Source organism: Moellerella wisconsensis ATCC 35017 (assembly GCF_001294465.1).
GTDB lineage: Bacteria > Pseudomonadota > Gammaproteobacteria > Enterobacterales > Enterobacteriaceae > Moellerella > Moellerella wisconsensis.
This window is the reverse complement of the sequence record NZ_LGAA01000014.1, coordinates 68,840-93,807: the sequence shown is the minus strand read 5'-3', so window position 1 is coordinate 93,807 and position 24,968 is coordinate 68,840. Positions and strand designations below refer to the sequence as shown.

General features: G+C 40.2%; 19 protein-coding genes and 1 riboswitch. Of the genes, 9 read left to right on the top strand and 10 right to left on the bottom strand.

Going from position 1 to position 24,968, the window contains the following annotated elements:
- Window positions 1-69: 69 nt before the first annotated feature.
- Together M992_RS06720 and leuO are read right to left on the bottom strand one after the other, a co-directional pair.
- Window positions 70-1,890: an AMP-dependent synthetase/ligase gene (locus tag M992_RS06720; RefSeq protein ID WP_053907861.1), complete on the bottom strand. Its 1,821-nt coding sequence runs from the start codon at window positions 1,888-1,890 to the stop codon at window positions 70-72.
- Between the two features lie 400 nt (window positions 1,891-2,290).
- On the bottom strand, window positions 2,291-3,271 hold the full coding sequence (gene leuO / locus M992_RS06715; RefSeq protein ID WP_053907860.1) for a transcriptional regulator LeuO: 981 nt from the start codon (window positions 3,269-3,271) through the stop codon (window positions 2,291-2,293).
- A 1,010-nt stretch (window positions 3,272-4,281) separates the two neighbouring features.
- Here leuO and leuA point away from each other — a divergent pair.
- The 7 genes from leuA to M992_RS06680 all read left to right on the top strand — a co-directional run bounded on the left by leuA (window position 4,282) and on the right by M992_RS06680 (window position 13,207).
- Window positions 4,282-5,859 (top strand): 2-isopropylmalate synthase, encoded by a 1,578-nt coding sequence (gene leuA, locus M992_RS06710; RefSeq protein WP_053907859.1) that lies wholly within the window; start codon window positions 4,282-4,284, stop codon window positions 5,857-5,859.
- A 2-nt stretch (window positions 5,860-5,861) separates the two neighbouring features.
- Window positions 5,862-6,953 (top strand): 3-isopropylmalate dehydrogenase, encoded by a 1,092-nt coding sequence (gene leuB, locus M992_RS06705; protein ID WP_053907858.1) that lies wholly within the window; start codon window positions 5,862-5,864, stop codon window positions 6,951-6,953.
- Window position 6,954: 1 nt separating this feature from the next.
- Entirely contained in the window at window positions 6,955-8,358 is a 1,404-nt protein-coding gene (leuC, locus tag M992_RS06700; protein ID WP_053907857.1) for a 3-isopropylmalate dehydratase large subunit, read from the top strand.
- 14 nt (window positions 8,359-8,372) lie between these two features.
- Window positions 8,373-8,975, top strand: a complete 603-nt coding sequence (leuD, locus tag M992_RS06695; protein ID WP_047256325.1) for a 3-isopropylmalate dehydratase small subunit — start codon at window positions 8,373-8,375, stop codon at window positions 8,973-8,975.
- Between the two features lie 463 nt (window positions 8,976-9,438).
- Window positions 9,439-11,127: an HTH-type transcriptional regulator SgrR gene (gene sgrR, locus M992_RS06690; RefSeq protein ID WP_053907856.1), complete on the top strand. Its 1,689-nt coding sequence runs from the start codon at window positions 9,439-9,441 to the stop codon at window positions 11,125-11,127.
- A gap of 544 nt (window positions 11,128-11,671) precedes the next feature.
- Entirely contained in the window at window positions 11,672-12,361 is a 690-nt protein-coding gene (gene mutH, locus M992_RS06685; RefSeq protein WP_047256327.1) for a DNA mismatch repair endonuclease MutH, read from the top strand.
- 108 nt (window positions 12,362-12,469) lie between these two features.
- Window positions 12,470-13,207: a TerC family protein gene (locus tag M992_RS06680; protein ID WP_053907855.1), complete on the top strand. Its 738-nt coding sequence runs from the start codon at window positions 12,470-12,472 to the stop codon at window positions 13,205-13,207.
- Between the two features lie 139 nt (window positions 13,208-13,346).
- Here the strand turns inward: M992_RS06680 and M992_RS06675 are convergent, their stop codons facing one another.
- The 3 genes from M992_RS06675 to speA all read right to left on the bottom strand — a co-directional run bounded on the left by M992_RS06675 (window position 13,347) and on the right by speA (window position 17,755).
- A complete protein-coding gene (locus M992_RS06675; RefSeq protein ID WP_053907854.1) occupies window positions 13,347-14,126 on the bottom strand; it encodes an acetoin reductase in 780 nt (259 codons plus the stop codon).
- A gap of 572 nt (window positions 14,127-14,698) precedes the next feature.
- Complete coding sequence (gene speB / locus M992_RS06670; RefSeq protein WP_053907919.1) at window positions 14,699-15,619, bottom strand: agmatinase; 921 nt, start codon at window positions 15,617-15,619, stop codon at window positions 14,699-14,701.
- Window positions 15,620-15,844: 225 nt separating this feature from the next.
- The gene (gene speA / locus M992_RS06665; protein WP_053907853.1) at window positions 15,845-17,755 is read right to left on the bottom strand and encodes a biosynthetic arginine decarboxylase; all 1,911 of its coding nucleotides are present in this window, start codon (window positions 17,753-17,755) and stop codon (window positions 15,845-15,847) included.
- A gap of 672 nt (window positions 17,756-18,427) precedes the next feature.
- On the opposite strand from speA, the gene metK reads away from it, so the two are divergent.
- On the top strand, window positions 18,428-19,582 hold the full coding sequence (gene metK, locus M992_RS06660) for a methionine adenosyltransferase (protein WP_053907852.1): 1,155 nt from the start codon (window positions 18,428-18,430) through the stop codon (window positions 19,580-19,582).
- Window positions 19,583-20,030: 448 nt separating this feature from the next.
- Here metK and M992_RS06655 read toward each other — a convergent pair whose 3' ends face one another.
- The 3 genes from M992_RS06655 to M992_RS06645 are packed head-to-tail and all read right to left on the bottom strand — an operon-like array spanning window position 20,031 to window position 21,214.
- The gene (locus M992_RS06655; RefSeq protein ID WP_053907851.1) at window positions 20,031-20,444 is read right to left on the bottom strand and encodes a YeeE/YedE family protein; all 414 of its coding nucleotides are present in this window, start codon (window positions 20,442-20,444) and stop codon (window positions 20,031-20,033) included.
- 3 nt (window positions 20,445-20,447) lie between these two features.
- Entirely contained in the window at window positions 20,448-20,885 is a 438-nt protein-coding gene (locus M992_RS06650) for a YeeE/YedE family protein (protein WP_053907850.1), read from the bottom strand.
- 5 nt (window positions 20,886-20,890) lie between these two features.
- Window positions 20,891-21,214, bottom strand: a complete 324-nt coding sequence (locus M992_RS06645; RefSeq protein ID WP_053907849.1) for an ArsR/SmtB family transcription factor — start codon at window positions 21,212-21,214, stop codon at window positions 20,891-20,893.
- Window positions 21,215-21,327: 113 nt separating this feature from the next.
- Between M992_RS06645 and M992_RS06640 the strand changes: the two genes are divergently transcribed.
- Window positions 21,328-21,855, top strand: coding sequence for a SprT family zinc-dependent metalloprotease (locus tag M992_RS06640; RefSeq protein ID WP_053907848.1), 528 nt, complete (start codon window positions 21,328-21,330; stop codon window positions 21,853-21,855).
- A gap of 111 nt (window positions 21,856-21,966) precedes the next feature.
- Here M992_RS06640 and M992_RS06635 read toward each other — a convergent pair whose 3' ends face one another.
- Complete coding sequence (locus M992_RS06635) at window positions 21,967-23,043, bottom strand: magnesium transporter (protein WP_053907847.1); 1,077 nt, start codon at window positions 23,041-23,043, stop codon at window positions 21,967-21,969.
- 74 nt (window positions 23,044-23,117) lie between these two features.
- Window positions 23,118-23,290, bottom strand: a riboswitch (M-box (ykoK) riboswitch).
- Between the two features lie 616 nt (window positions 23,291-23,906).
- A complete protein-coding gene (hcr, locus tag M992_RS06630) occupies window positions 23,907-24,959 on the bottom strand; it encodes an NADH oxidoreductase (protein ID WP_053907846.1) in 1,053 nt (350 codons plus the stop codon).
- Between the last annotated feature and the right edge of the window lie 9 nt (window positions 24,960-24,968).

Below are 24,968 nucleotides of genomic sequence, written 5' to 3'. Positions count from 1 at the left end.
AAACCGCCCCATAACAGCGAATTATAATCTCCCTATTAAGTGGCGGCCTTCTAGTCTTTAATCGTCAATCTAGCGCAACGATTTATCACCATACATCAATTCAATTTCAGAATGATAACGCTGAGAAATTATTTTACGCCGTAATTTCAATGTGGGTGTCAATTCTCCACTTTCCATCGAAAAGTTATTCGACAATAAAGTGAAACGCTTAACCTTATGAAAATTAGAAAAATTATGCTGCATTTCTTTTAATCGACTATCAAATAAAGCTACGATACGTGAGTCTTTTAATAATTCTAAGCGATCATGATATTTAAGATTAATCGAACGGGCATATTCTTCTAATGAATCAAAACACGGCACTATTAGCGCAGAAACAAATTTACGCGCATCCGCTATTACCGCGATATGCTCAATAAATTTATCCTGCCCTAAAGTACCTTCGATCATTTGAGGAGCAATATACTTGCCATTTGACGTTTTCATCAAATCTTTCAAACGTTCAGTAATATATAAGTTGCCTTGCTGATCAATCTGACCGGCATCTCCGGTACGTAACCAGCCGTCGTCAGTGAAGGTCTGCGCTGTATCTTCAGGTCGATTATAATAACCTTTCATCACTATCGGACCTTTAACCTGAATTTCATTTTCAGGACCAATACGCACCTCAATCCCGTTTAATGGCGTACCAATAGAGCCCAAACGGTATTGATTCTCTTCCCAACAAGAAACTGTCGCACAGGTTTCTGTCATGCCATAGCCGTATTTAATATTTATCCCTGCGGCCAAAAAGAAACGAATAATTTCATCGTCTAAACGTGCACCCGCAGCCGGCAAAAAACGAATCCGGCCACCGAGAATATTACGTAATTTACTGAGCACTAATTTTTCAGCTACTTTAACTTTAGCCCGACCAAAGCTGCTCAACGGTATATTTTGTTGATGGGCATTAACTTTAGCGTTCCCTTGCTTAATTGCCCAAGCAAATAATTTACGGCGTATCAACGGGGCTTTGGAGACTTTATCCTGAATTGCACTATATACTTTTTCATAAAACCGCGGCACCGCACACATTACCGTTGGTTTTACCGAGGTCATCGCTTCTCTCACCGCATTAGTATCGGTTAAATACACATTTTGAGCGCCGGAATGCATAACATAAAAACTCCATGCCCGTTCAAAAACATGAGATAACGGCAAAAATGAGAGAGAAACATCGCTTTCAGTAAGCTTCAGACGTTGATCATGTAAATAGAGCTGCGCCGCCATGTTGTAATAATCCAACATGACTCCTTTAGGTTCACCCGTCGTTCCCGACGTATAGATAATCGTGAATAAGTCACTTAGATTATGAGACGCAATACGCGTATCTAACATAGCTTGATACTGTGGCGCAGCTAATTGAATAAAATCAGATAAATAGAATACGGAGTCTGATTTTTCAATCGCCACCGAATCATTTAACACAATAATCGCATTAAGTTGCGGGCAGAGAGCTGGGAGCTCGCGAGCGATAGCATATTGATCTGCGTCGCCGACAAATAAAATCCGAATGTTAGCATCATTGATAATATAGGCTGCTTGCTCTTGGCTACTGGTACTGTAAAGCGGCACTGTTATCGCTCGGGTTTGCAAAATAGCCAAATCAACCAATGACCAATTCATACTATTTTGAGCGAATAAACCAATGTTTTCCTGACAATCAACATTCAAAGCAAGTAGCGCCAGTGATAATGCGTGGGTTTTCTCCCCGACTTCACCCCAGGTCAATTGGGTCTGTAGCCCTTTTTCCCATTGACGAAAGGCAACTCTGCTAGCAAATTCTGTTGCGTTAATCCGATACTGTAGTCGATTGACTAAGTGATAAGAATGCAGATTTTCAGTAATCAAATTGTATTCCCTGTGAATAACAGTTGTTAACTGTATAAAACTGGTAAACACACAGTTTTATTGAACTGAGCAATAATTTCAGCTTACAAGTGTTAGCTTAGTTTTCAACAGAGTTTATCTATTAAATGCGATTCAGAAAAGACATATCGGGTAAATATTTGCAAATTTATTTAACATGCCAAAACCCATCACAATATCTTAGCAATGGGCTAGGCATTGGAGTTATAACGCCATTATTAAAATAACTCGATAACCAGTGATTTTAATGGAATAATATTCAACACTTAACACACTATTACGCATGGAATTAAATCAATAGATTGATATTCGCTACGATTATATGTATATCAGCCCCCAGACATATTTATGCCCGCGAAGCTGCAATACTGAAGCTGTAGTACTATTTAGTACCCTTATGATTAGCACACATATAGTCATTAATTTCAGATAACTGGCCAAGCTGAGATTTCATCCACTGATGACCTTTATCTCGAGTTGTAGATTCATGCCAAATTAAATAACACGGGCGATATGTTTCTTTCCACGGCAAACTAATAGCACGAAGTTTAAGACTCGATGAATAATATTCCACTAACCATCTTGGAGCAATCGCAACTAAATAAGTTTGCGAAACAATATTTAAAACGCTATTTAAATCGGTACCTTGATAACTAATTGAATGGGATAGTTCAGTATTAGTATAATAAGGTTTACTAAATGATCCCACGCTATCTAAAGACATTATCGCATGTTTTTCACAAGCTAAATCAACTAATGAAATACAATCACAAATCCTTGGGTGATTTTGCGAAACAGCTAAGACAAGTTCATCATTAAATAACACTTTATGCTGATATTCTGCTTTTTCAAATTCATTATAGCTAATAACAAATTCAGTTTCTTGATACTTTAATTGGTGAGCAATATTATCATCAAGATATGAGCGGATCATCACATCAATATGGGGAGCATTATAATTAAATCTATCAACAATTCCTGCGGCAATACGAATATCTAATGGGCTGCATATAGATAAATTAAAGGTTCTTTCACTTTGCTGTGGATCAAAACCGGCACCAGGCAACTCATTATGTACTAACTGTAAGGCTTGTCTTACAGGACCGAATAATTGTTTTGCACGTGAAGTCGGTTGAATACCACGGCCATAACGAACAAATAATTCATCATTAAACATTGATTTTAATCGTGATACAGCATTACTGACTGCCGGCTGAGACATACCAAGAACTTGAGCTGCTCGCGTGACATTTTGCATCTGCATCACAACATCGAATACGGTTAATAAATTTAGATCAACATTACGCAAATGAATATCACAGTGTTCTTTTTTGGTTGTTGAAACTGTATTGTAGTCAGTCATTTTTCACTCCACTAATATATGTATCATTTTTTATGAATATAATAACCAGCGATTTAATAAAACTATTTGGCAATTTTATATATTCATCAAATTTTACTTTTATGAATAAATCATCAATATAATGAATTACTCTGCTTTCCCTGCATGATTGAAACGACGTTCTTATCAATTACTATTCACTCAAGTTATTTTAACTTGAGTTGTTCATTAACATAAATTAGCCGACCAATGCCGAATTAATTATTAACGTTATTAATACGTTTAATTAAGTTAAATGGTCATCATCACTCGCTATCCATTTAAACATTCATATTTTAAATTAATATATCGAAATCATTAAAATTAACTCTTCATTGCTCTGTTAATAATAAAACAATTTACCGAAGAATTCATAATAAAAGTATCTATTTCTTTCTTGGTATTATAAACAATCAGATTAATTACAACGATTATGTTCTTTTTATTATATATAAACCAAGTATTAATAATTAATTAATATTTTTTTAGCTAATATATTACTTTCAATAAATGATTAGCCTAGCTATTAATCGAACAAAAAAGCATCAAGACATAACTTCTGACTATATATCATAACCGAAAATTTCATAAAAAGAATTTTATCCGTTTATCATGTAGTGATATAGACAAAAACATCACTAATAATTTAGAAATCAGCCATAACCACCAAGTTTAAATTATATATCAACACAGATGAAACCCCATACTGGATAGAGATAAAAAACAGCATTTGACAGCCACTCAAAGATAACGTAACAATAAAGGCATACAGAGTTTAAGTTAAATTGGAATGAGCCAGCTATTATGATTAAATCAATTCGCCTACTAAGCCTACTACTAATCGCATCTCGAGTGCGCGGTATGCTTATAGGTGGAAAATAAGCTGAGAAATCTTCCACTAGATTAAGAAAACCCGCGCAAGCCGCGGGTTTTTTTATGCCTGCAGCCGCTGTAACACTCTAAAAAGCCACCTTCGAAATAAGGAATACAACATGAGCAACCAAGTCATTATCTTCGATACCACCTTACGTGATGGCGAACAAGCATTGCAGGCTAGTTTATCCGTTAAAGAGAAATTACAAATTGCATTTGCTTTAGAGCGCTTAGGTGTCGATGTTATTGAAGCCGGCTTCCCCGTCTCTTCACCTGGCGATTTTGAATCTGTTCAGACTATCGCCCGTGAAATTAAAAAGAGTCGAATTTGTGCCTTATCGCGTTGTGTAAAAAAGGATATCGATGTGGCGGCAGAATCATTAAAAGTCGCAGAAGCCTTTCGATTACATTTATTTTTAGCCACATCCAATTTGCATGTTGAACATAAATTGAAAAAAACCTTCGACGATGCTTTGGTCATGGCAGTTGATTCAATTAAACATGCACGCAAGTTTACCGACGATATTGAGTTTTCTTGTGAAGATGCTGGCCGTACCGATATCGATAATTTATGTCGCATTGTAGAAGCCGCAATTACAGCTGGCGCAACCACTGTCAATATTCCTGATACCGTGGGTTATACCACACCCTTTGAATTCGGCAATATTATTAAAACTTTATATAACCGCGTTCCAAATATTGATAAAGCCATTATTTCGGTTCATTGCCACGATGATTTAGGCATGTCGGTAGCAAATTCGATCAGTGCAGTACAAGCTGGCGCACGCCAAGTTGAAGGGACGATTAATGGATTAGGTGAACGCGCAGGCAATTGTGCGTTAGAAGAAGTTATTATGGCCATCAAATTGCGTGAATCAATGATGGGCGTACACACCAATATCAATCATAAAGAAATTTATCGTACCAGTCAGCTGGTCAGCCAATTGTGCAATACCCCCATCCCTGCAAATAAAGCGGTAGTCGGCAGTAATGCCTTTGCGCACTCCTCTGGGATCCACCAAGACGGTGTCTTAAAAAATCGCCAAACTTACGAAATTATGACGCCGGCCTCGATCGGTTTAAAAGAAGTTCAATTAAATTTGACTTCACGCTCTGGCAGAGCCGCAGTCAAGCATCGTATGGAAGAAATGGGCTATAAAGAAGGCAAAGATTTTGCTTTAGATAGCTTATATGAAGCATTCTTACAGTTAGCCGACAAAAAAGGCCAAGTGTTTGATTACGATTTAGAAGCTTTGGCATTCTTCGCTCAGCAACAAGAAGAAGCCGAACACTTCAAAATGGAATATTTCAGCACCCAATCTGGCTCAAGTATCCTGGCTACCGCTACAGTAAAATTGATCTGCGGCGAACAGCAAAAATCAGAAGCTGCCACCGGCAATGGTCCCGTAGATGCGGTGTATCAAGCAATTAATAAAATCACTGGTTATCCAATAAAATTAGTCTCTTACCAGTTGTCTGCCAAAGGTCAGGGGGAAAATGCCTTAGGACAAGTGGATATTGTGGTCGAATACAATAATCGTCGTTTCCACGGTATGGGATTAGCTACCGATATCGTCGGTTCGTCCGCCAATGCAATGATCCACGTACTCAACTGTATTTGGCGCTCAGAGCAAGTCGAAAAAGAAAAAAATAAAATACATCAAAATTCACAACCAAACACAAAGGAAGCAGAATAACTATGTCGAACAGCTATCATATCGCCGTATTGCCAGGTGACGGAATCGGGCCCGAAGTTATGGCTCAGGCTTATAAGGTGTTGGAGGCTATCCGCCAGCGTTTTCAAATGACGATAACGACCAGCGAATATGATGTGGGTGGGATAGCGATTGATCGTCATGGTCATCCACTGCCTCCTGCGACAGTTTCAGGTTGTGAAAAAGCCGATGCCGTATTATTTGGTTCGGTTGGCGGCCCTAAATGGGAGCATTTACCCGCGGACTCACAACCTGAGCGCGGTGCACTGCTGCCATTGCGTAAGCATTTTAAATTATTCAGTAACTTGCGCCCAGCACGTTTGTATTCAAGCTTAGAAGCGTTCTGCCCTTTACGTGCCGATATCGCCACTCAAGGATTTGATATTTTATGTGTCCGTGAATTAACCGGGGGAATTTACTTCGGTCAACCGAAAGGACGTAAAGGTGAAGGCGATAATGAGCACGCCTTCGATACCGAAATTTACCACCGCTACGAAATCGAACGTATTGCACGTATTGCCTTTGAATCTGCGGCTAAGCGCCGTAAAAAAGTGACCTCGATTGATAAAGCTAACGTATTACAAAGTTCAATTTTATGGCGTGAAGTGGTCAATGAAGTTGCCAAAGAGTATCCAGAAATTGAGCTCAATCATATGTATATTGATAACGCCACCATGCAGATGATCAAAGCGCCATCTCAATTTGATGTGGTGTTATGTTCAAATATTTTTGGCGATATTCTTTCAGATGAATGCGCCATGATAACCGGCTCTATGGGTATGTTACCTTCTGCGAGTTTAAATGAAAAAAGTTTTGGTTTATATGAACCTGCGGGTGGCTCTGCGCCGGATATCGCAGGGCAAGACATTGCCAATCCTATCGCACAAATTTTATCTACAGCTCTGTTATTACGCTTTAGCTTAAATCAAAATACCGCCGCAGATGCGATTGAACGTGCCGTAAATAAAGCCTTAGAAGATGGCTACCGCACGGCTGATTTAGCCAAAGATGGCAATCCAATTACTACCCGTGAAATGGGCGATATCATCGCGCGTAACATTATCGAAGAGGCTTAACATGGCGAAAACTTTATATCAAAAATTATATGATGCGCATATTGTCCGTGAAGTCGCCGGAGAAACACCGCTGATTTATATTGACCGCCACTTAGTGCATGAAGTGACCTCGCCGCAAGCATTTGATGGGTTAAGAACCAAAAATCGCCCATTGCATCAGCCGAGTAAAACCTTTGCCACCATGGATCATAATGTCTCGACACAAACCAAAGATATTAATGCCTGCGGTGAGATGGCTCGGATCCAGATGCAAGAATTAATTAAAAACTGTGAAGAATTCGGCGTCCGATTGTATGATTTAAATCATCCTTATCAAGGAATTGTCCATGTAATGGGTCCTGAGCAAGGGATTACCTTGCCGGGAACCACCATTGTATGTGGCGATTCCCATACGGCGACTCATGGGGCATTTGGTGCATTAGCATTTGGTATCGGAACCTCCGAGGTTGAGCATGTTATGGCGACACAAACCTTGAAACAAGCTCGAGCCAAAACCATGAAAATTGAAGTGGTGGGGAAAACAGCCGAAGGGATCACCGCTAAAGATATCGTCTTAGCAATTATTGGTAAAGTAGGCAGTGCAGGCGGTACCGGCTATATTGTTGAATTCTGCGGCGAAGCTATCGAGAATTTAACCATGGAAGGCCGCATGACCGTATGTAATATGGCGATTGAATTAGGCGCTAAAGCCGGCATTATCGCTCCAGATGAAACCACCTTTGCCTATATGCAAGGACGCCAATTTGCGCCTAAAGGCCAAGAGTGGGAACAAGCGGTCGAATATTGGAAAAGCTTAAAATCCGATCCTGATGCAGTCTTTGATGCAACCGTCACCCTGCAAGCTGAAGATATTGCGCCTCAAGTCACATGGGGTACCAATCCGGGCCAAGTGATTGCAATTAACCAGCCGATTCCTATGCCGGGATCCTTTGTGGACCCTATTGAACGCGCTTCTGCAGAAAAAGCCTTGGAATATATGGGATTAACCGCTGGAATTAAATTATCAGACATTGCGATTGATAAGGTCTTTATTGGCTCCTGCACCAATTCACGAATTGAAGATTTACGCGCAGCTGCGGCTATCGCGAAAGGAAAAAAAGTGGCTACAGGCGTCCAAGCGATTGTTGTGCCTGGCTCTGGCCCAGTAAAAGCGCAAGCAGAAGAAGAAGGCTTAGATAAGATTTTTACTGATGCCGGATTTGAATGGCGTTTGCCCGGCTGCTCAATGTGTTTGGCGATGAATAATGACCGTTTAAACCCGGGCGAACGCTGTGCATCGACCAGTAACCGCAACTTTGAAGGTCGCCAAGGCCGAGGGGGAAGGACACATTTAGTTAGCCCAGCAATGGCTGCCGCCGCCGCTATTTGTGGTCATTTTGCTGATGTTCGTGACATTCAGGCTTAATCAAGGAGACTAACATGGAAAAATTGATCACTCATACCGGGATTGTCGCGCCATTAGATGCAGCCAATGTTGATACCGATGCTATTATTCCTAAACAATTTTTACAAAAAGTAACCCGCACCGGATTTGGTCAACATCTGTTTAATGACTGGCGATTTTTAGATGATGCCGGCCAGCAACCGAACCCAGAGTTTGTATTAAACCGCCCCGAGTTTAAGGGGGCGAGTATTTTGCTAACGCGTGAAAACTTTGGCTGTGGTTCTTCGCGCGAACATGCGCCATGGGCACTAACCGACTTTGGCTTCAGCGTAGTTATCGCGCCAAGTTTTGCCGATATCTTTTATGGCAACGCCTTTAATAACCAATTATTACCTATCAGCTTAACTGAAGAACAAATTGATCAGTTATTTGATTATGTTGCACAGCATCCCGGCTGCCAGTTCACTGTGGATCTCAACGAGATGACCGTCATCGCCGGTGATAATAGCTATCCATTTGAAATTGATAGCTTTCGCCGCCACTGTATGATGAATGGATTAGACAGCATTGGTTTGACATTGCAATATCAAGACCAAATCAACGCCTTCGAGGCCAATATTCCGGTATTTTTGCGTTAATCTGTCTCCACGCGCCGTGGATATCTTCTGCGGCGTACTTTATGCTCCTCCTCTACAGTTAAATTTTCTTCCTGGTATTATCCATTTCAATTTGATTTTCCTCTCTATATTTATAACTCCATGTTTGTCTATCAATTTTCATTTATGTAATGCGATTAAAATTCAAGACCATAAGCAGCAATACAGAATAATAAATAACGAACATCTATATGAGATGAGATAAAAAAAATAATCGAAATAAAAGAGGAAATTTAAATAATAAAAATAAATAAGACTATTGTAAGAATAGCTGACACAGAAAAAGGCCGATAAAATAAATATCGGCTGGTAAAATCACCATTACTCAATAAATTGGCGTTCAATCCGACCAAAGCCCGATTGACTAGAATGTTTAACTGCTTGACATTATGCTCGGTTATGCGGAAATTAAAATTGATGAAAAATCTATTGAGGTTCCTCTTTTATGCCAAGCCCTCGTTTACAAAATCAATTTGTCCGCCTGTGGCGGCACTTCAATGGTGTAAACAGCCAAACCAACTTACAATCTCTTGCCGAGATTTTATATTGCTCTCGTCGCCATGTCAGAACCCTATTGAATGAAATGCAGGCTAATGGCTGGCTCTCATGGGAGGCAGCTGCCGGGCGAGGAAAGCTTTCTTGGCTGCAATTTCATCGTAACGGGCTCGAATTACAGCAGGCTCAAGCCGAAAAATTATTACAACAAGAGGGCATTGAAAAGCTCGTAGCACTGGTCGGTGATAAAGATGCTATCCGTCAAACGGTACTATCAGAGTTAGAACGTAGCTACCGGCAAGGAAAAAGTCTATTACGTATCGTTTATTACCGAGCATTTCCTAATTTATTGCCCGGAACCCCACTTCGACGTTCAGAAATCCACTTGCTCAGCCAGATATTTAATGGCTTAATTCATATAAATGAGGAAAAAGAGGAAGTGGAAAGCGGATTAGCGCACCATTGGCAAGCCATCAGTGAAACACACTGGCGATTTTATTTGCGTCCAGCCATTTATTTTCATCATGGGCGCGAATTACAAATGAACGATATTATTACATCTCTTCAACGCTTAAAAAGCAGCTGGCCGCTATTTTCTCATATCGATCACATTGATTCCCCTCTGCCCTATATAATTGATATTTATCTTACTGAGCGTGATAAACAATTTCCTTGGTTAATGGGCAGTCCACATGCAGCTATTCTACCGAATGAATGGCAGCAAATTAAGGATTTTTCTAAACATCCTATCGGTACAGGACCGTATCAAGTCACAAAAAATACGCCCAATAAACTCACGATTAGCGCCTTTGATCGTTATTTTGGTTATCGCTCATTACTCGATGAAGTTTCTATTTGGGTATTACCCGAATTATCACAACAAATGGTATGTACCACTTTAAAAATGGAAGGCGATGAAGAAAACAGTGACTGTCTTGAAGGTAGAATGGAAGATGGGTGCTATTTTTTATTGATGGATGCACGCTCTAAACTTAGCCAGCGTGATGATATACGCCAGTGGCTATGCAGTTTTCTTACCCCAATCAATCTATTAGCCCATTGTGATCCTTTCTATCAACGCCATTGGGCGCCTGCTTATGGGCTACTGCTGCATTGGCATCACAGCAAAACGTTATCTTATTTACCGAAACCGCCTGAATTAACAGAGCTTACGGTGACTTTTTATCATCATCATCACGAATTTAATACTATCAGCCAGATCATGCAGCACGTACTCGCTATGCAGGGCGTAAAACTCAATATTAATATCATTGATTATGACGATTGGTTCAATGGCAACGCAGAAAGTGACATTTGGCTAGCGACCGCTAATTTTATTCGCCCTCTCGAATTCTCCCTTTTTTCTACACTGTATGAAATGCCTTTATTGCATAAATGTCTAAATACCTCCTTTAGTGCCGAACTTTCTCAATGGCGGCAGAGAGAGCTTAATATTGAGCGCTGGTGCGCGAGTATGGTCGACAGTCAAATGTTCCATCCCCTTTTACACCATCGATTAGAGATCCAAGGCCAGAGGACATTACGCGGGGTTAGAATGAATACTTTTGGTTGGTTCGATTTTAAATCAGCATGGTTTAAGCCGTTGGAAGATAATACACAGAAACCCTTAAAGTTATAAACACCCAAAGTAGATGATAAGGATTTTATTCACTTTTTCTGTGGATATCCATGTGAACAACATCATAACAATCGGGGTATAGTTTGTGAGTTATTGGCTGACAATATTTTACAAATTTTAAATTACTTATTTATAATCATATGGATAACATAAAATAAAATGCCTAAATAGACTATTTATTACCATAATAAAATGCCCTCAAAACCCCAAAGAACAAAAAACAACCAATAAGGTATTTATCCACAGGATATGTATCTTAGTTGCACAAATAGCACTAAAACTCGTAAAAAACCGCAACAGTCAAGCCTGTAAATTTAGCCAGTAGTTCGATGTTTTTCCAGTTATCCCACAAACCTGTGGATAACCTAGTATAAGATCCTGTTATTAATTGGGGATTAAAAGGCATAAGCCAAATATTATTGGCATTTTAACGCTAACTTGTTAAATATTTACTTTGTAAATCATCCAATTAAAAAATTATTATTTAAAATGTTATACTGAATAACTTATCGCTCAACTTAATGGTTATTTTTTAATCAAAACAATGAATTTTATCGCTCCCGCTCCCCCAACGGATCAAGCTACACTAATGGCGCGTGCAGACGCATTGGCTGGCTATACGCTTGGCGAATTAGCAAATTACGCCGGATTGCCAATCCCTGCCGATTTAAAACGAGACAAAGGCTGGGTTGGGATGTTACTAGAATACTTATTAGGCGCGTCGGCAGGCAGTAAAGCCGAGCAAGACTTCGCCAATCTAGGAATTGAACTTAAAACTATTCCAATTGATCGCACAGGAACCCCGCTAGAAACCACCTTTGTTTGTGTTGCTCCTTTAACAGGAAATAGCGGAATTACTTGGGAAAACAGCCATGTACGGCATAAATTATCCTGTGTATTGTGGTTTCCAATTGAAGGCGAACGACAAATACCTTTAGCTGAGCGGCGGATTGCCAGTCCCTTATTGTGGCGTCCTTCAGCAATAGAAGATCAATTACTAAAACAAGATTGGGAAGAATTAATGGATTTAATTGTTCTTGGCAAAGTGGAAACTATAACGGCTCGACACGGACAAGTTTTGCAAATTCGACCTAAAGCCGCCAACAGTAAAGCGCTAACCGAAGGGATTGGCCCAGAAGGACAACCAATTATGACCTTACCGCGAGGCTTTTATCTTAAAAAAGATTTTACCGGCCCATTATTAGCACGGCATTTCCGTGCAATAAATGAATAAGTTAGCTAAATAAATTGGCTGGCTGTTCGGCAAAAATATTTTTATTACTATGCCAGAAGCCTATAATCATCTCATCAATAATTTAATAAATATTAAAAGGTAGTCATCATGTTCGAGTGGTTAATAGACCCACATGCTTGGATGGCCTTAGCAACATTGACCATTCTAGAAATCATTTTAGGCATTGATAATATTATCTTTTTGGCGTTAGTGGTCAGTAAACTCCCCACCCATCAGCAAAATGCAGCACGCCGAACGGGGCTACTCGCAGCAATGCTCATGCGTTTAGCCTTACTGGCCTCAATTACTTTTATTATCCGCTTAACGCATCCTTTATTTATATTGTGGGAACAACCTATTTCGGCGCGCGATATCATCTTATTCGCCGGTGGATTATTTCTCATTTGGAAAGCCAGCAAAGAGATCCATGAAGCGATAGATCAAGTAGATGAAGATGAACAACCAACACAAAAAATTCATTCTTTTTGGAATGCCATTATTCAGATTGCCTTACTCGATATTATTTTTAGTCTCGATTCGGTGATCACCGCCGTCGGTTTATCTGAACATTTAGTTATTATGATGGCCGCAGTCATTATTGCCGTGGGTGTGATGATGTTTGCGGCACGTCCGATTGGGGAGTTTGTCGATCGCTACCCATCAGTTAAAATTCTGGCGTTATCTTTCTTGATTTTGATTGGCTTTACGTTGATTTTAGAAAGCGTACAAGTTCATGTTTCTAAAGGGTATATTTACTTCGCGATGTTCTTCTCAATGGCAGTGCAGTTACTCAATATTCTGCGCAGCAAAAAACAGAAATCACTAAAACAAAAATCACATTCATAACGGTGATTAATAGGCTTGATAACGTAGAGATAGAACTTGGTACAGATCACAAAAAAGCCTTATTTTTCAATAAGGCTTTTTATTCAGTCAACCAAAGATAATCAATGATTAGTCATCAATTGCTGTAAACTCAGGCGTATTAACGATAAACAATTCCGCCGTCGGTCAAAATAGATTGGCCGGTAATATAATCCGCGTCATCGCTGGCTAAGAAAGCGACCAGTGCCGCCACATCGTCTGGAGTCTGAGCACGACCTAAAGCGATACCATCAACATATTTTTTATAGGTTTCACCAATCGGTGCACCGGTAATTTCAGAGAAACGCTCATCAATTTCGACCCACATATCCGTACCAACAATCCCCGGGCAATAAGAGTTAACGGTGATCCCCGCACTGGCATATTCTTTGGCTGCTGCTTGAGTTAATGCGCGAACCGCAAATTTAGTTGCAGAATAGACACCTAATAACGCAAATCCATCATGGCCGGCAATTGAAGAGGCATTAATAATTTTACCTTTTTGCTCGCGCTGTTTGAATTTTTCAGTCGCCGCTTGGATCCCCCAAGTCACACCATTAACGTTAATTTTGAAGATACGATCCATATCTTCCTGACGCACATCCGCTAAGGCTTTAACTTGAGCAATACCGGCATTATTAATCATAACATCAAAGCCACCTAAGGCTTGCTCAGCATGCGCTACTGCGGCAAATACTTCATCACGATGACTAACATCCGCAATAAACGTAGTGGCTTTACGGCCTAATGCTTCAACTTCTTTCGCCACATTAGCCAATTTGTCCTGGTTGAGATCAACTAGAGCGATGTCTGCGCCCTCTTTCGCTAAACGAAGAGCAATTGCGCGTCCGATGCCTTGTCCTGCACCTGTGACTAAAATAACTTTGCTATTCAATGCCATTATTTTTCTCCAAGGATGTCTCTAGTTATTGATAACGATTATCAACAATAAGTTATAACACCCTACCAATAATCAGGAATAGATACAAAAAAATGACGTTATGCTAATAATTAGCCAAAAATCTAAATAATGATTAAATAAAATCGTGATATGAATAAATTGAAGAAATAAAATAGTTATATTGCTTTTGATGGTAGTTTTTTATGCCATTGAGATACCACTAAAGGAGTATCCCAAAAGTGCTATTGACTATTTTATGAACGAAAATCAAACAATTGAGGGGGCGATACCGTATTTTATACGGTGTAACTCTAGGAAATTATGACTATTAATAATTGCTCTATTCTGCACTTTAGGCAGAGATCCTTGTTAATCCATTTCGTCAGTTGCAGGCGATTCGTCTTCTACAACTGACGTTTAAACCGTTATATACGATTAAAATAACTACATTTATAGCTACATTTATAACTACATTCGTAACTACATTCGTAACTACATTCGTAACTACATTTATAATTACATTTATAACTACACTTATATAACAGATTTTTCTTATAAATCAATGTAGTAAATTACTTTTTAGCGGCTTGGATATACAGCATATCCAACGCTACCGTTGCCGCTGCAAGCGCGGTAATTTCAGATTGATCATAGGCTGGCGCAACTTCAACCACATCCATACCGACGATATTCAGTGACTGCAGTCCACGCAAGATTTTTAGTGCGCGATCAGACGTTAAGCCACCAACCACAGGTGTTCCGGTTCCCGGAGCAAATGCAGGATCGAGACAATCAATATCAAAAGTCAAATAAACCGGCATGTCACCAACAATTTGTTTCACTTGCTCAATAATATCAGCTGCCGCTCTATCATTTACCTGACCGGCATCTAATACGGTAAAACCGTTGTCGCTATCATGCTCAGTACGAATACCAATTTGGACTGAATGAGTTGGGTCAATCAGGCCTTCTTTTGGCGCATGATAAAACATCGTGCCATGATCAAACTTACTGCCATTGCCATAAGTATCGGTATGGGCATCAAAATGCACTAATGCCATTTTACCGAAATGCTTAGCATGAGCGCGCAGCAACGGTAAAGTAACAAAGTGATCACCACCAAATGTTAAGCATTTTTTGCCCGCAGCCAAAAGTTTTTCGGTATGTGCTTGTAATTTATCACTCATATCCTGTGCATCGCCGAAAGCAAAGACGACATCACCGCAGTCAACAATTTTCAATTTCTCGGTAAGCTTGAAATTCCACGGCCAGCGATGACTTTCCCACGCAAGATTAGTTGAAACTTGGCGGATAGCAGCAGGTCCATGACGGCTCCCCGCGCGGCCAGATGTCGCCATATCAAACGGAACCCCCGTAATGACCCAGTCGGCATCAGAGTCATAAGGTTGGAAGTTCAGCGGTAAACGTAAAAAACCAAACGCGTTGGAAACCAAAGAGTTATCGGTTTCATTACCCAAAGTGCTGTTTATCATTATCTGTCCTTTATACGCAATATGCATCATACGCATTCGTTGCTCCCTCTCATCGTCGATGATCTTAACGATAAATTAACGCATACGAAGGAACAACGCGTTATATTCTGTTTATTTTTACTGCCAGCGATACCTTGAATGAGCATCGCTGAACTTAATGAAAATATTAGATTTCACTGTTAAAAACTGGCTTCAGCGTGCAAAATTACACGACCTCAAGACCGATCACTCTTCTTCAAGATAGGTATAGCCATACAAACCGCTCTCGAATTCAGCGACAAAATCTTTTTGTAACTGCTCGCTTAAGCCGGTGTTCTTAACTTGCTCAGTAAAGCTTTCTAGTAGAGTTTCAGGCACCAATTTGACATATTGCAGCATATCCGCCACCGAATCGCCTTCTTCACTTTGCAGATAACTACTGTTACCTTGGCTATCAACCCACACATCTAAGGCGGCAGTATCCCCGAACAAGTTATGCATATTGCCCAAAATTTCTTGATAGGCCCCGACCATGAAAAAGCCAATCATCGGTGGATGTTCAGGATCATACGCCGGCATCGGCATCGTAGTTTCGATACCATCACCATCAACATAGTGATCGATAATACCATCAGAATCGCAGGTAATATCCAACAGAACAGCACGACGATCTAACGGTTTATCCAGCCCTTCAATCGGCAATACTGGGAAAACCTGATCGATACCCCATGCATCCGGCATAGATTGGAACAGCGAAAAGTTAACATAAAATTTATCCGCCATACGCTCTTGCAGCTCATCAATAATCGGACGATGCGCACGATTGCTAGGATCGAGATCTTGCTGAATACGACGACAAATATTCAAATACAGTTCTTCAGCCCATGCACGTTGAGTTAAATTGAGCACCCCATGAGCATACTGAGTATGAGCTTCTTGTAAGTCAAATTGACTATCATGCAACCATTCACGCAATGAACGGCTACTGCCTTGATGTTGCATCTCTTGCCACGTTTCCCACAATGAAATCAATGAACGCGGTGCGTCTTTCTCCGGTGCAGACGTTTTGGTAAACTCATTGCGTTCGACACCAATTACGTTAGAAACCAATACCGTATGGTGTGCCGTCAGAGCACGGCCAGATTCAGTGATCACCGTTGGATGTGGAAGGTCGAACTCCTCACATGCATCACCGATAGCCCAAATCACATTATTAGCGTATTCATTTAAGCCATAATTAACCGAACAATCAGATTGAGAACGGGTACCTTCATAATCGACACCCAAGCCACCGCCAACATCAAAACATTGAATATTAACGCCCAGTTGATGCAATTCGACATAAAAACGTGCTGCTTCACGCACACCGGTAGCGATATCCCGAATATTGGCCATTTGGGAGCCCAAATGGAAATGCAGCAGTTGCAAGCTGTCTAATCGATCCGCTGCACGCAGCATATCGACCAGTTGCAGAACTTGAGTTGCCGCTAAGCCAAATTTAGATTTCTCACCGCCACTGGCTTGCCATTTGCCTGAGCCTTGAGAAGCCAAGCGTGCTCTAACGCCGAGACGCGGAATAACATCTAACGCTTTAGCTTCTTTGAGCACCATGTCTATTTCAGACATTTTCTCGATAACCAGATACACTTTGTGACCCAGTTTTTCACCAATTAACGCTAAGCGAATATATTCACGGTCTTTATAACCATTACACACAATCACTGTTTGCGTCCGTCCCGCATTCGCCAGTACGGCCATTAATTCGGCTTTAGAGCCGGCTTCTAATCCTAACGGCTCCCCAGAATTGATTAATGATTCAATCACACGACGTTGCTGGTTAACTTTAATCGGATAAACTAAAAAATAATCGCCTTTATAACCATAAGACTCACGAGCACGTGTAAACGCCGCATTAATTGAGCGCAAACGATGTTGAAGGATTTGAGGAAAACAAAACAACGCAGGCAAACGCAAACGTAAATGTTCTTGTTCTTCTTTTACCCGATAAACCAGATCGGCTAAATCAATGGATGCGCCTGGCTCCTCAGGATTAGGGCAAACACAGACGTTTCCGCGTTCATTCACCTGATAGTAACCTCCGCCCCAATATGCGATGTTATATGTTTGGCGCATTTTACGAGCGATATTATCATTCATAGCAGACTCCTTTATGGAGGGGTGAGTGACGCTTTCTCCTTCATTGCAGCTCATCAGCCATGATGGTGCCGAATTTATACGTGGGGAAAACAGCTATTACTCAGATTAACAAAGTGCTTAGTGAAACTAAACAATGGATGTGCAAACCATTAATATACCAGCATTACCTGCTAATATGTTGGGTTGTATAGATGAATTGGTAACTTCGTGATGATGTTGACAAAGACAGGAAGGCCAAAGGCAATGACACACAGCGAGAGCTGCATGGCCGTGTGGTACTGTTATTCAGCAGATTATGGATCATTACCCATTAACCCCCAAACATCATTGTCGTATTCGACAGTCCTGATAGAAAGCAGTTTAAAACTAGGAATATCATCCTAGATTTATAAGTTCTAATTTTAGATTAATCAGACTATATCTGCTGGTATGCAACCATGAGATCAATGTCTCTGTTACGGGAGCAGTTTATACCTTCATTAGATGATAAATGCAAAATCTAATTATCTCTTATGCCAATAAAATTTAATTTTCAGAGAAATAATATATTCATCTATTAACCATACTAAAAAAAATCTGGAATTTTTTTACCTTTCGACCTAGAATAGACGTCTAGATGTTAAAACATCCATACACACATAAATCCCAGAATCACTCAAGGTATTAAATCTAATGACCATACATCTTTTTACTTCTGAATCAGTCTCAGAAGGGCATCCGGATAAAATAGCCGATCAGATTTCTGATGCGGTGCTTGATGCAATTCTGGAGCAAGATCCAAAAGCACGCGTTGCTTGCGAAACTTACGTTAAAACCGGCATGGTAATGGTGGGCGGTGAAATCACCACTAGTGCATGGGTTGATATCGAAGAAATTACTCGTAAAACCATTCGTGATATTGGTTACACTAGTTCAGCGATGGGCTTTGACGCTGATTCTTGCGCGGTTTTAAGCGCGATAGGTAAGCAATCTCCTGATATTAATCAGGGTGTTGACCGTGCAGATCCTTACGAACAAGGCGCCGGCGACCAAGGTATTATGTTTGGTTACGCAACTAATGAAACCGACGTATTAATGCCTGCACCAATTACTTACGCTCACCGTTTAGTTGCACGTCAAGCTGAAGTCCGTAAAAGTGGAATTTTGCCTTGGTTACGTCCAGATGCTAAAAGTCAGGTTACTTTCCAATACGACAATAACAAAGTTGTCGGTATTGATGCCGTGGTCCTGTCAACTCAGCACTCTGAAGATATTAGTCAAAAAGACTTACACGAAGCAGTAATGGAAGAAATTATCAAGCCGACGCTGCCAAGTGAATGGTTAGTTCCAACCACTAAATATTTTATTAACCCAACCGGTCGTTTTGTTATTGGTGGCCCAATGGGTGACTGTGGTTTAACCGGTCGTAAAATTATTGTCGATACCTACGGCGGTATGGCGCGTCATGGTGGCGGTGCATTCTCAGGTAAAGATCCGTCTAAAGTTGACCGTTCTGCGGCTTATGCGGCACGTTATGTGGCTAAAAACATTGTTGCTGCTGGCTTAGCAGATCGCTGCGAAATTCAAGTTTCTTACGCCATCGGTGTTGCTGAACCAACGTCTATCATGATTGAAACCTTTGGTACCGAAAAAGTGCCAACGGCGCAATTAGTTCTGTTGGTGCGTGAATTCTTTGATTTACGCCCATATGGCTTAATTCAAATGTTAGATTTACTGCAACCAATCTACCAACAAACCGCTTCATACGGTCACTTTGGTCGTTCTCAGTTCCCTTGGGAAAAAACAGACAAAGCGGCACTGCTACGCGAAGCCGCGGGTTTAAAATAAGCCTCAGATTTAACATGCTTATTGGTTCAGTTAATGGCGGGATAACTCCCGCCATATCAGTTTATATCCCTATCTCGCTGAGTCTGCGCTACCTGCTTATTTATCCAATAATCATTCATCGAATACGCGTTTATTAAATGGTTGATCAAACAGCTATCAATATCACCATATAGTCATTTATTAGGGCGTTATTAAATATTCGATAACCTAATTCACCGCCTATAAAATTTAAAGTCAGTTAATTTATAATTAATTGTTTTTAATTGTTATTTTTACTTCTGTTTGCTGTTTGTTACCGCTTATCTTGTACTCTCTTCTAGTTCTCCCTTTTACTACTCCACTCCATGTTTATAATTTTTGAGCCATAATCGATTATCTAAACGCATTGTCTAAGCGTATTGTTATAAACATATTATTATAACTGCCATAAATCGTTTGCTAACTTAGATTATTTCGGTTGATGAACTCGCTGAAAAATCCACATTCCCAACACCATAGCGAATGTAAAAATAATCCCCTGCCACTGCCCTGCTCCAGTTAATAATACCGCAGGCCCCGGACAAATACCGGCGAGCCCCCAACCTATGCCAAATAACAAACTTCCAAGCACTAATTTTTTATCGATAACGGTTTTAGTCGGGATCTGTATATCACAATGCAACAGACTGCTTTTTCGCTGCTTGGCAATCCCAAAAGCCACGGCGCTAATAAGCATGGCAATCGCCATCGTCACTAATAATGAAGGATCCCATTGACCTGTAATATCTAAAAAGGCCAAAATTTTAGCAGGATTACTCATCCCCGCTATAATCAATCCAAAACCAAACAGTAAGCCACTGAATAATGCGCTAATCGCCGCCATAGTTTACCCGCCTAGATTGATATTATTGATGATGGCAACAGTAACAAATGCGCTGATCATAAAAATAAGCATCGCCACCAGCGAACGTTTAGACAAACGTGCCATGCCACAAATTCCATGCCCGCTGGTACAGCCGCTGCCTAACCGTGTTCCATAGCCCACCAATAATCCGCCAATAATCAATAGTGGTGTGGTTGCAGCAATATGAATTACTGGCACAAAAAACCACCAAGAAAATAGTAAAGGAGCAATCAGAATGCCAATCATAAATGCCACTTTCCACAAAAACTCACCCTTGATTGGTTTGATTATTCCACCAATTATTCCGCTAATGCCAGCAATTCTGCCATTGAACAAAATCAAAATAGCGACGGCAACGCCGATAAATACGCCCCCCATCGCCGCTGATAATGGAGTAAAATTCGCCCAGTCAATAGTCATAAAAATTACTCCTTAGCAGGGCAATAAAGTTGATATAAAGTATTGAGTAATATTGCTATTTTTTCATCAGCGATCGAATAATAAATACGCTTACCTTCTCGCCGGGTGATCACCAAACCTTCGTTACGCAATACCGTCAATTGTTGAGATAACGTCGGTTGCTGTATTTGCAGCAGCGTCTCCAGTTCGCTCACACAAGCTTCACCCTGAGTTAATTGACACAACAACAGTAACCTATCAGCGTTTCCCAGTGTTTTTAATAAATTAGCAGTATCTGTAGCGGCAATTTTCATTGCGGTAAGCACTGCTGAATCCAATAAATTTGCCATAAATCTCTCTATTAACTGCATCGCTATAATTTACAAAAAAACAATATATCATTTTATATATTGAGTTGCAATTGACGCTTGAATGGAAAAAATGACTGCGCTATGCTGCCGCGATGAAAATACCTCGTGTTCCTCTCACTCTACAACTTTCTGCGATACGCTTATTGCGAGAAAAGCTCGAGCTCGCCAGTAACAAGCTCGAAAAAACATTTACTGAGCCTACACTTAATTATCGCCAGCGGGGAACAACTGCCGGTAGTGCTTATTTAGCCGAGTGGCAAATTCGCCTTAATCCTGTGTTATTAATTGAAAATGGCGAGGCGTTTATTCAAGAAGTTATCCCGCATGAATTAGCGCATTTATTAGTGTATCGTTGCTTTGGACGCGCAGGTATTACGCCGCACGGTAAAGAATGGCAATGGATGATGCAGGAAGTGCTCGAAGTAACGCCACAAAGAACGCATAAGTTCTCGGTTGAGTCAGTAAAAAGTCAAGGATTTATGTATCATTGTCGCTGTCCGCAGCCGCATGAACTGAGCCTGAGACGACATAACAAAGTCCAACGTGGAACAAGCCAATATCTGTGCCGTAAATGCAAAGAACCGCTCTCTTGGTTGGCGACTCCGCAACAGAAAAGCTAATTTCTTTCCTGTCGCGAAATAGCCTGGAACTCATTGAATCACTTATCCAGCTAGAATCAAATCGCCCAACCAGACTTCACTTGGGCGTGATGATAATATTTAGTCACTTAATTAAGCGAATTCAGTCATTACCTGCTGAGCAATTTCAAAATAGATAATCAAACCGGTTCCATCAATTAACGTCGCAATAAATGGCGCAGAAACTACAGCTGGGTCGATTTTCATTCTTTGTAAGACCATGGGAATGATAGATGAAACAATTGCACTCCACATAGTGATCGCCACAATGGTTAAACTAACAACAATGGTAACTTCCATACCCACGCCTAAGACCCATGCGCGAATTAATGCGGCACCGCCGATAGTTACCGCGACGAGTACCGAAGTTGAGACTTCTTTTCTCAGTACCGCACCAACGTTTTTCAGACTAACTTCACCTAATGCCATAGCTCGGACTAAAGTTGAAGTGATCTGCGTACCACTGTTTCCGCCAGTACCAATCAATAATGGAATAAAGAAGGCTAATGAGATAGCCGCTTCTAATTGATCTTCAAAGGCTTTTAATACCGTTCCCGTATAGGCCTCAGCGACAAATAGCATTAATAACCAAACCACGCGCTTGCGCCATAATGTCCACGGGCTGGTTTCTAAATACGGTTCATCTAAGGGAGTTGTCGCCCCTTGTAATTGCGCATCCAGTGTATTTTCATCTTCAATTAAATCAGAGATATCTTGTGGACGTAATACGCCAACAATTTTACCAAACTGAACTACGGGGATCATATCGATTCCGCTATTATTAATTAAATCATTCACTTCATGGCGCGATTGATCGGGTGCAACAGAGAAGTAATTGTGTCGCATAATATCAGACACAAATAAGTTATCTGCAGCGGTTAATAATGATTTAACTGACAGAATTCCGTTTAAATAATTATTCTGATCGACAACAAATACATATGTTGGAATTTGTTCTCCTTCAATTTTGTTGATCAGATTACTTTTAACGTGAGCGATAGAATCACCAACAGACGCAGAGATATAAGATTGACTCATATACGCGCTAACAATTGATTCATCTTTTTTGATAGGTTTATTTTGCTGGCGATTCATTTGATCGCCTTTCATCGCGGATTTAGCAACAACTGCTGCTGCTGTTTGCGCTTTATTCTGAGAAGAGAATGTCATTTTAATTGGACCCTATTACTGTTGTTAACTCAAACAGCACTCAAATAGGGGCGAAACCAGATGAGAGAATGCTATGGCTATCTCTACGTCTCGGTTTTAGCACTATACAACGTATCCCGATTATTACGGGAAGTTACATGGGGATATACCTTCGATCGATATATCCTGTCCTAATCTTGGGCGTCTCTCGACGTCGTCAGATCAGCAACCTGTGTTTGTATAGGAGCCTCGCCTAACGAGATACTGCACTATTAAGATGCGGCGCGAATTATAACCATTGACATCAGGATTACCATCCCGAATATGTGACTAATTATGTCAAAATTCATATTGTTTAAGCTTTGTTTATCTTTGTGAATTAAAAAATACTTCTTTATAAATAAATATAATTATTAGTAACATTATTGTAAATAAATGCCGAAAAAATCACTACAATGCTAATATTATCTCTAAAAAATATAAAGAATATCTACTATTTATCACTTATATCCCAGAGCATTAAAAGAAAATTAAACCATAACTTCATGTATAAAAATAGAATCAAAAAATTAACCACAAGATTATATGAAAACCCTAAATTATATTAGATAAATATATTTTTTAATATATCAATTAATATACCCTCTGTTATAATGACAAATAAATTCAAAATAAAAAATAATCATAACGATATCTTTATAAATTATACTGACCAAATAAAATAATAAAATAATAAAATAATAAAATAATTATAAAAAAAAGAAGATCAAATAAAGGCTAATGAAAATATATTTTAGTAATAAATGAGCTGAAGATAAACTAATTATCTCCCTAAAACCTATTATAACAATCGATATTAAGGAGATAATCTACAGCATTATTATTTATGCAATTTCAATATTGCCACGTAATTGACAGCTACAAGCAAGAACATACCCCTGCTCAATTTCTTCCGCGGTTAATGTCATTTGGCTACTCTGTGTATAATCGCCAGTAATTACTTGGGTTTTACAGCTCCCACAAACACCTGCACGACACGCCGCGACCACAGGCAGCTTATTTAACTCCATCGCTGCTAATAACGACATTCCAACCGGTACGGAATAATCGGTTAATTGATGGCGCACTTTTAACATTACTGTTTGCGTATTTTCAGCACTTTTTCCCGCATCTGATGGCTTATATTCTGTAAGTGTAGTCTCAGAAAGTAACGGCTCAGTAGAAAAACGTTCCATAAAGAAATTGGCGGCATCTACCCCCAGTTCCGTGGCAAAATTCTGTACATTCTGCATATAAGCCGCGGGTCCACAGGTCATTACTACGCGGGATTGAATATCTGGCACCAAGGCTGCTAATTTTTGTTGAGTTAAACGGCCTTGAGTTATTTCGCCCTGATCGGGTGATTCCTGCATAATACACAATTGTAATTGCTGTGGATATTGGCCTAATAAATATTGCCACTCTCGGGAAAAAATAACTTGCTGCTCATCACGCACATTAAATAATACTTTAATATTGGCACTAGGCTTATTCGCTAATAACCAACGAACCATAGACATAATTGGGGTAACACCACACCCCGCTGCTAGCATTAAATAATTATCATGGGCAATATTGGCGCAACTAAACTCCCCTTGTGCATCGGAAAGCCACAAATAATCGCCCGGTTTTACCGATTGAGTCAACCAATTGGAACCCATACCATTATCGAGACGTCTCACGGTTATGGTTATAAACGGGCTTAATCCCGGCGAAGATGAAAGTGTATATGCGCGCAGGGTATCACCGCTATTTTCAATACTGACTAACGCAAACTGTCCCGGATCATAAGTATAAAAATCATGATTAATTAGATTAATCGTCCAAACATCGGGGGTTTCCTGATATACCGAATGTACCTGCATACGATTCGGGCATAAGGTTGTTGGCATGGTCATAAAAAAAGT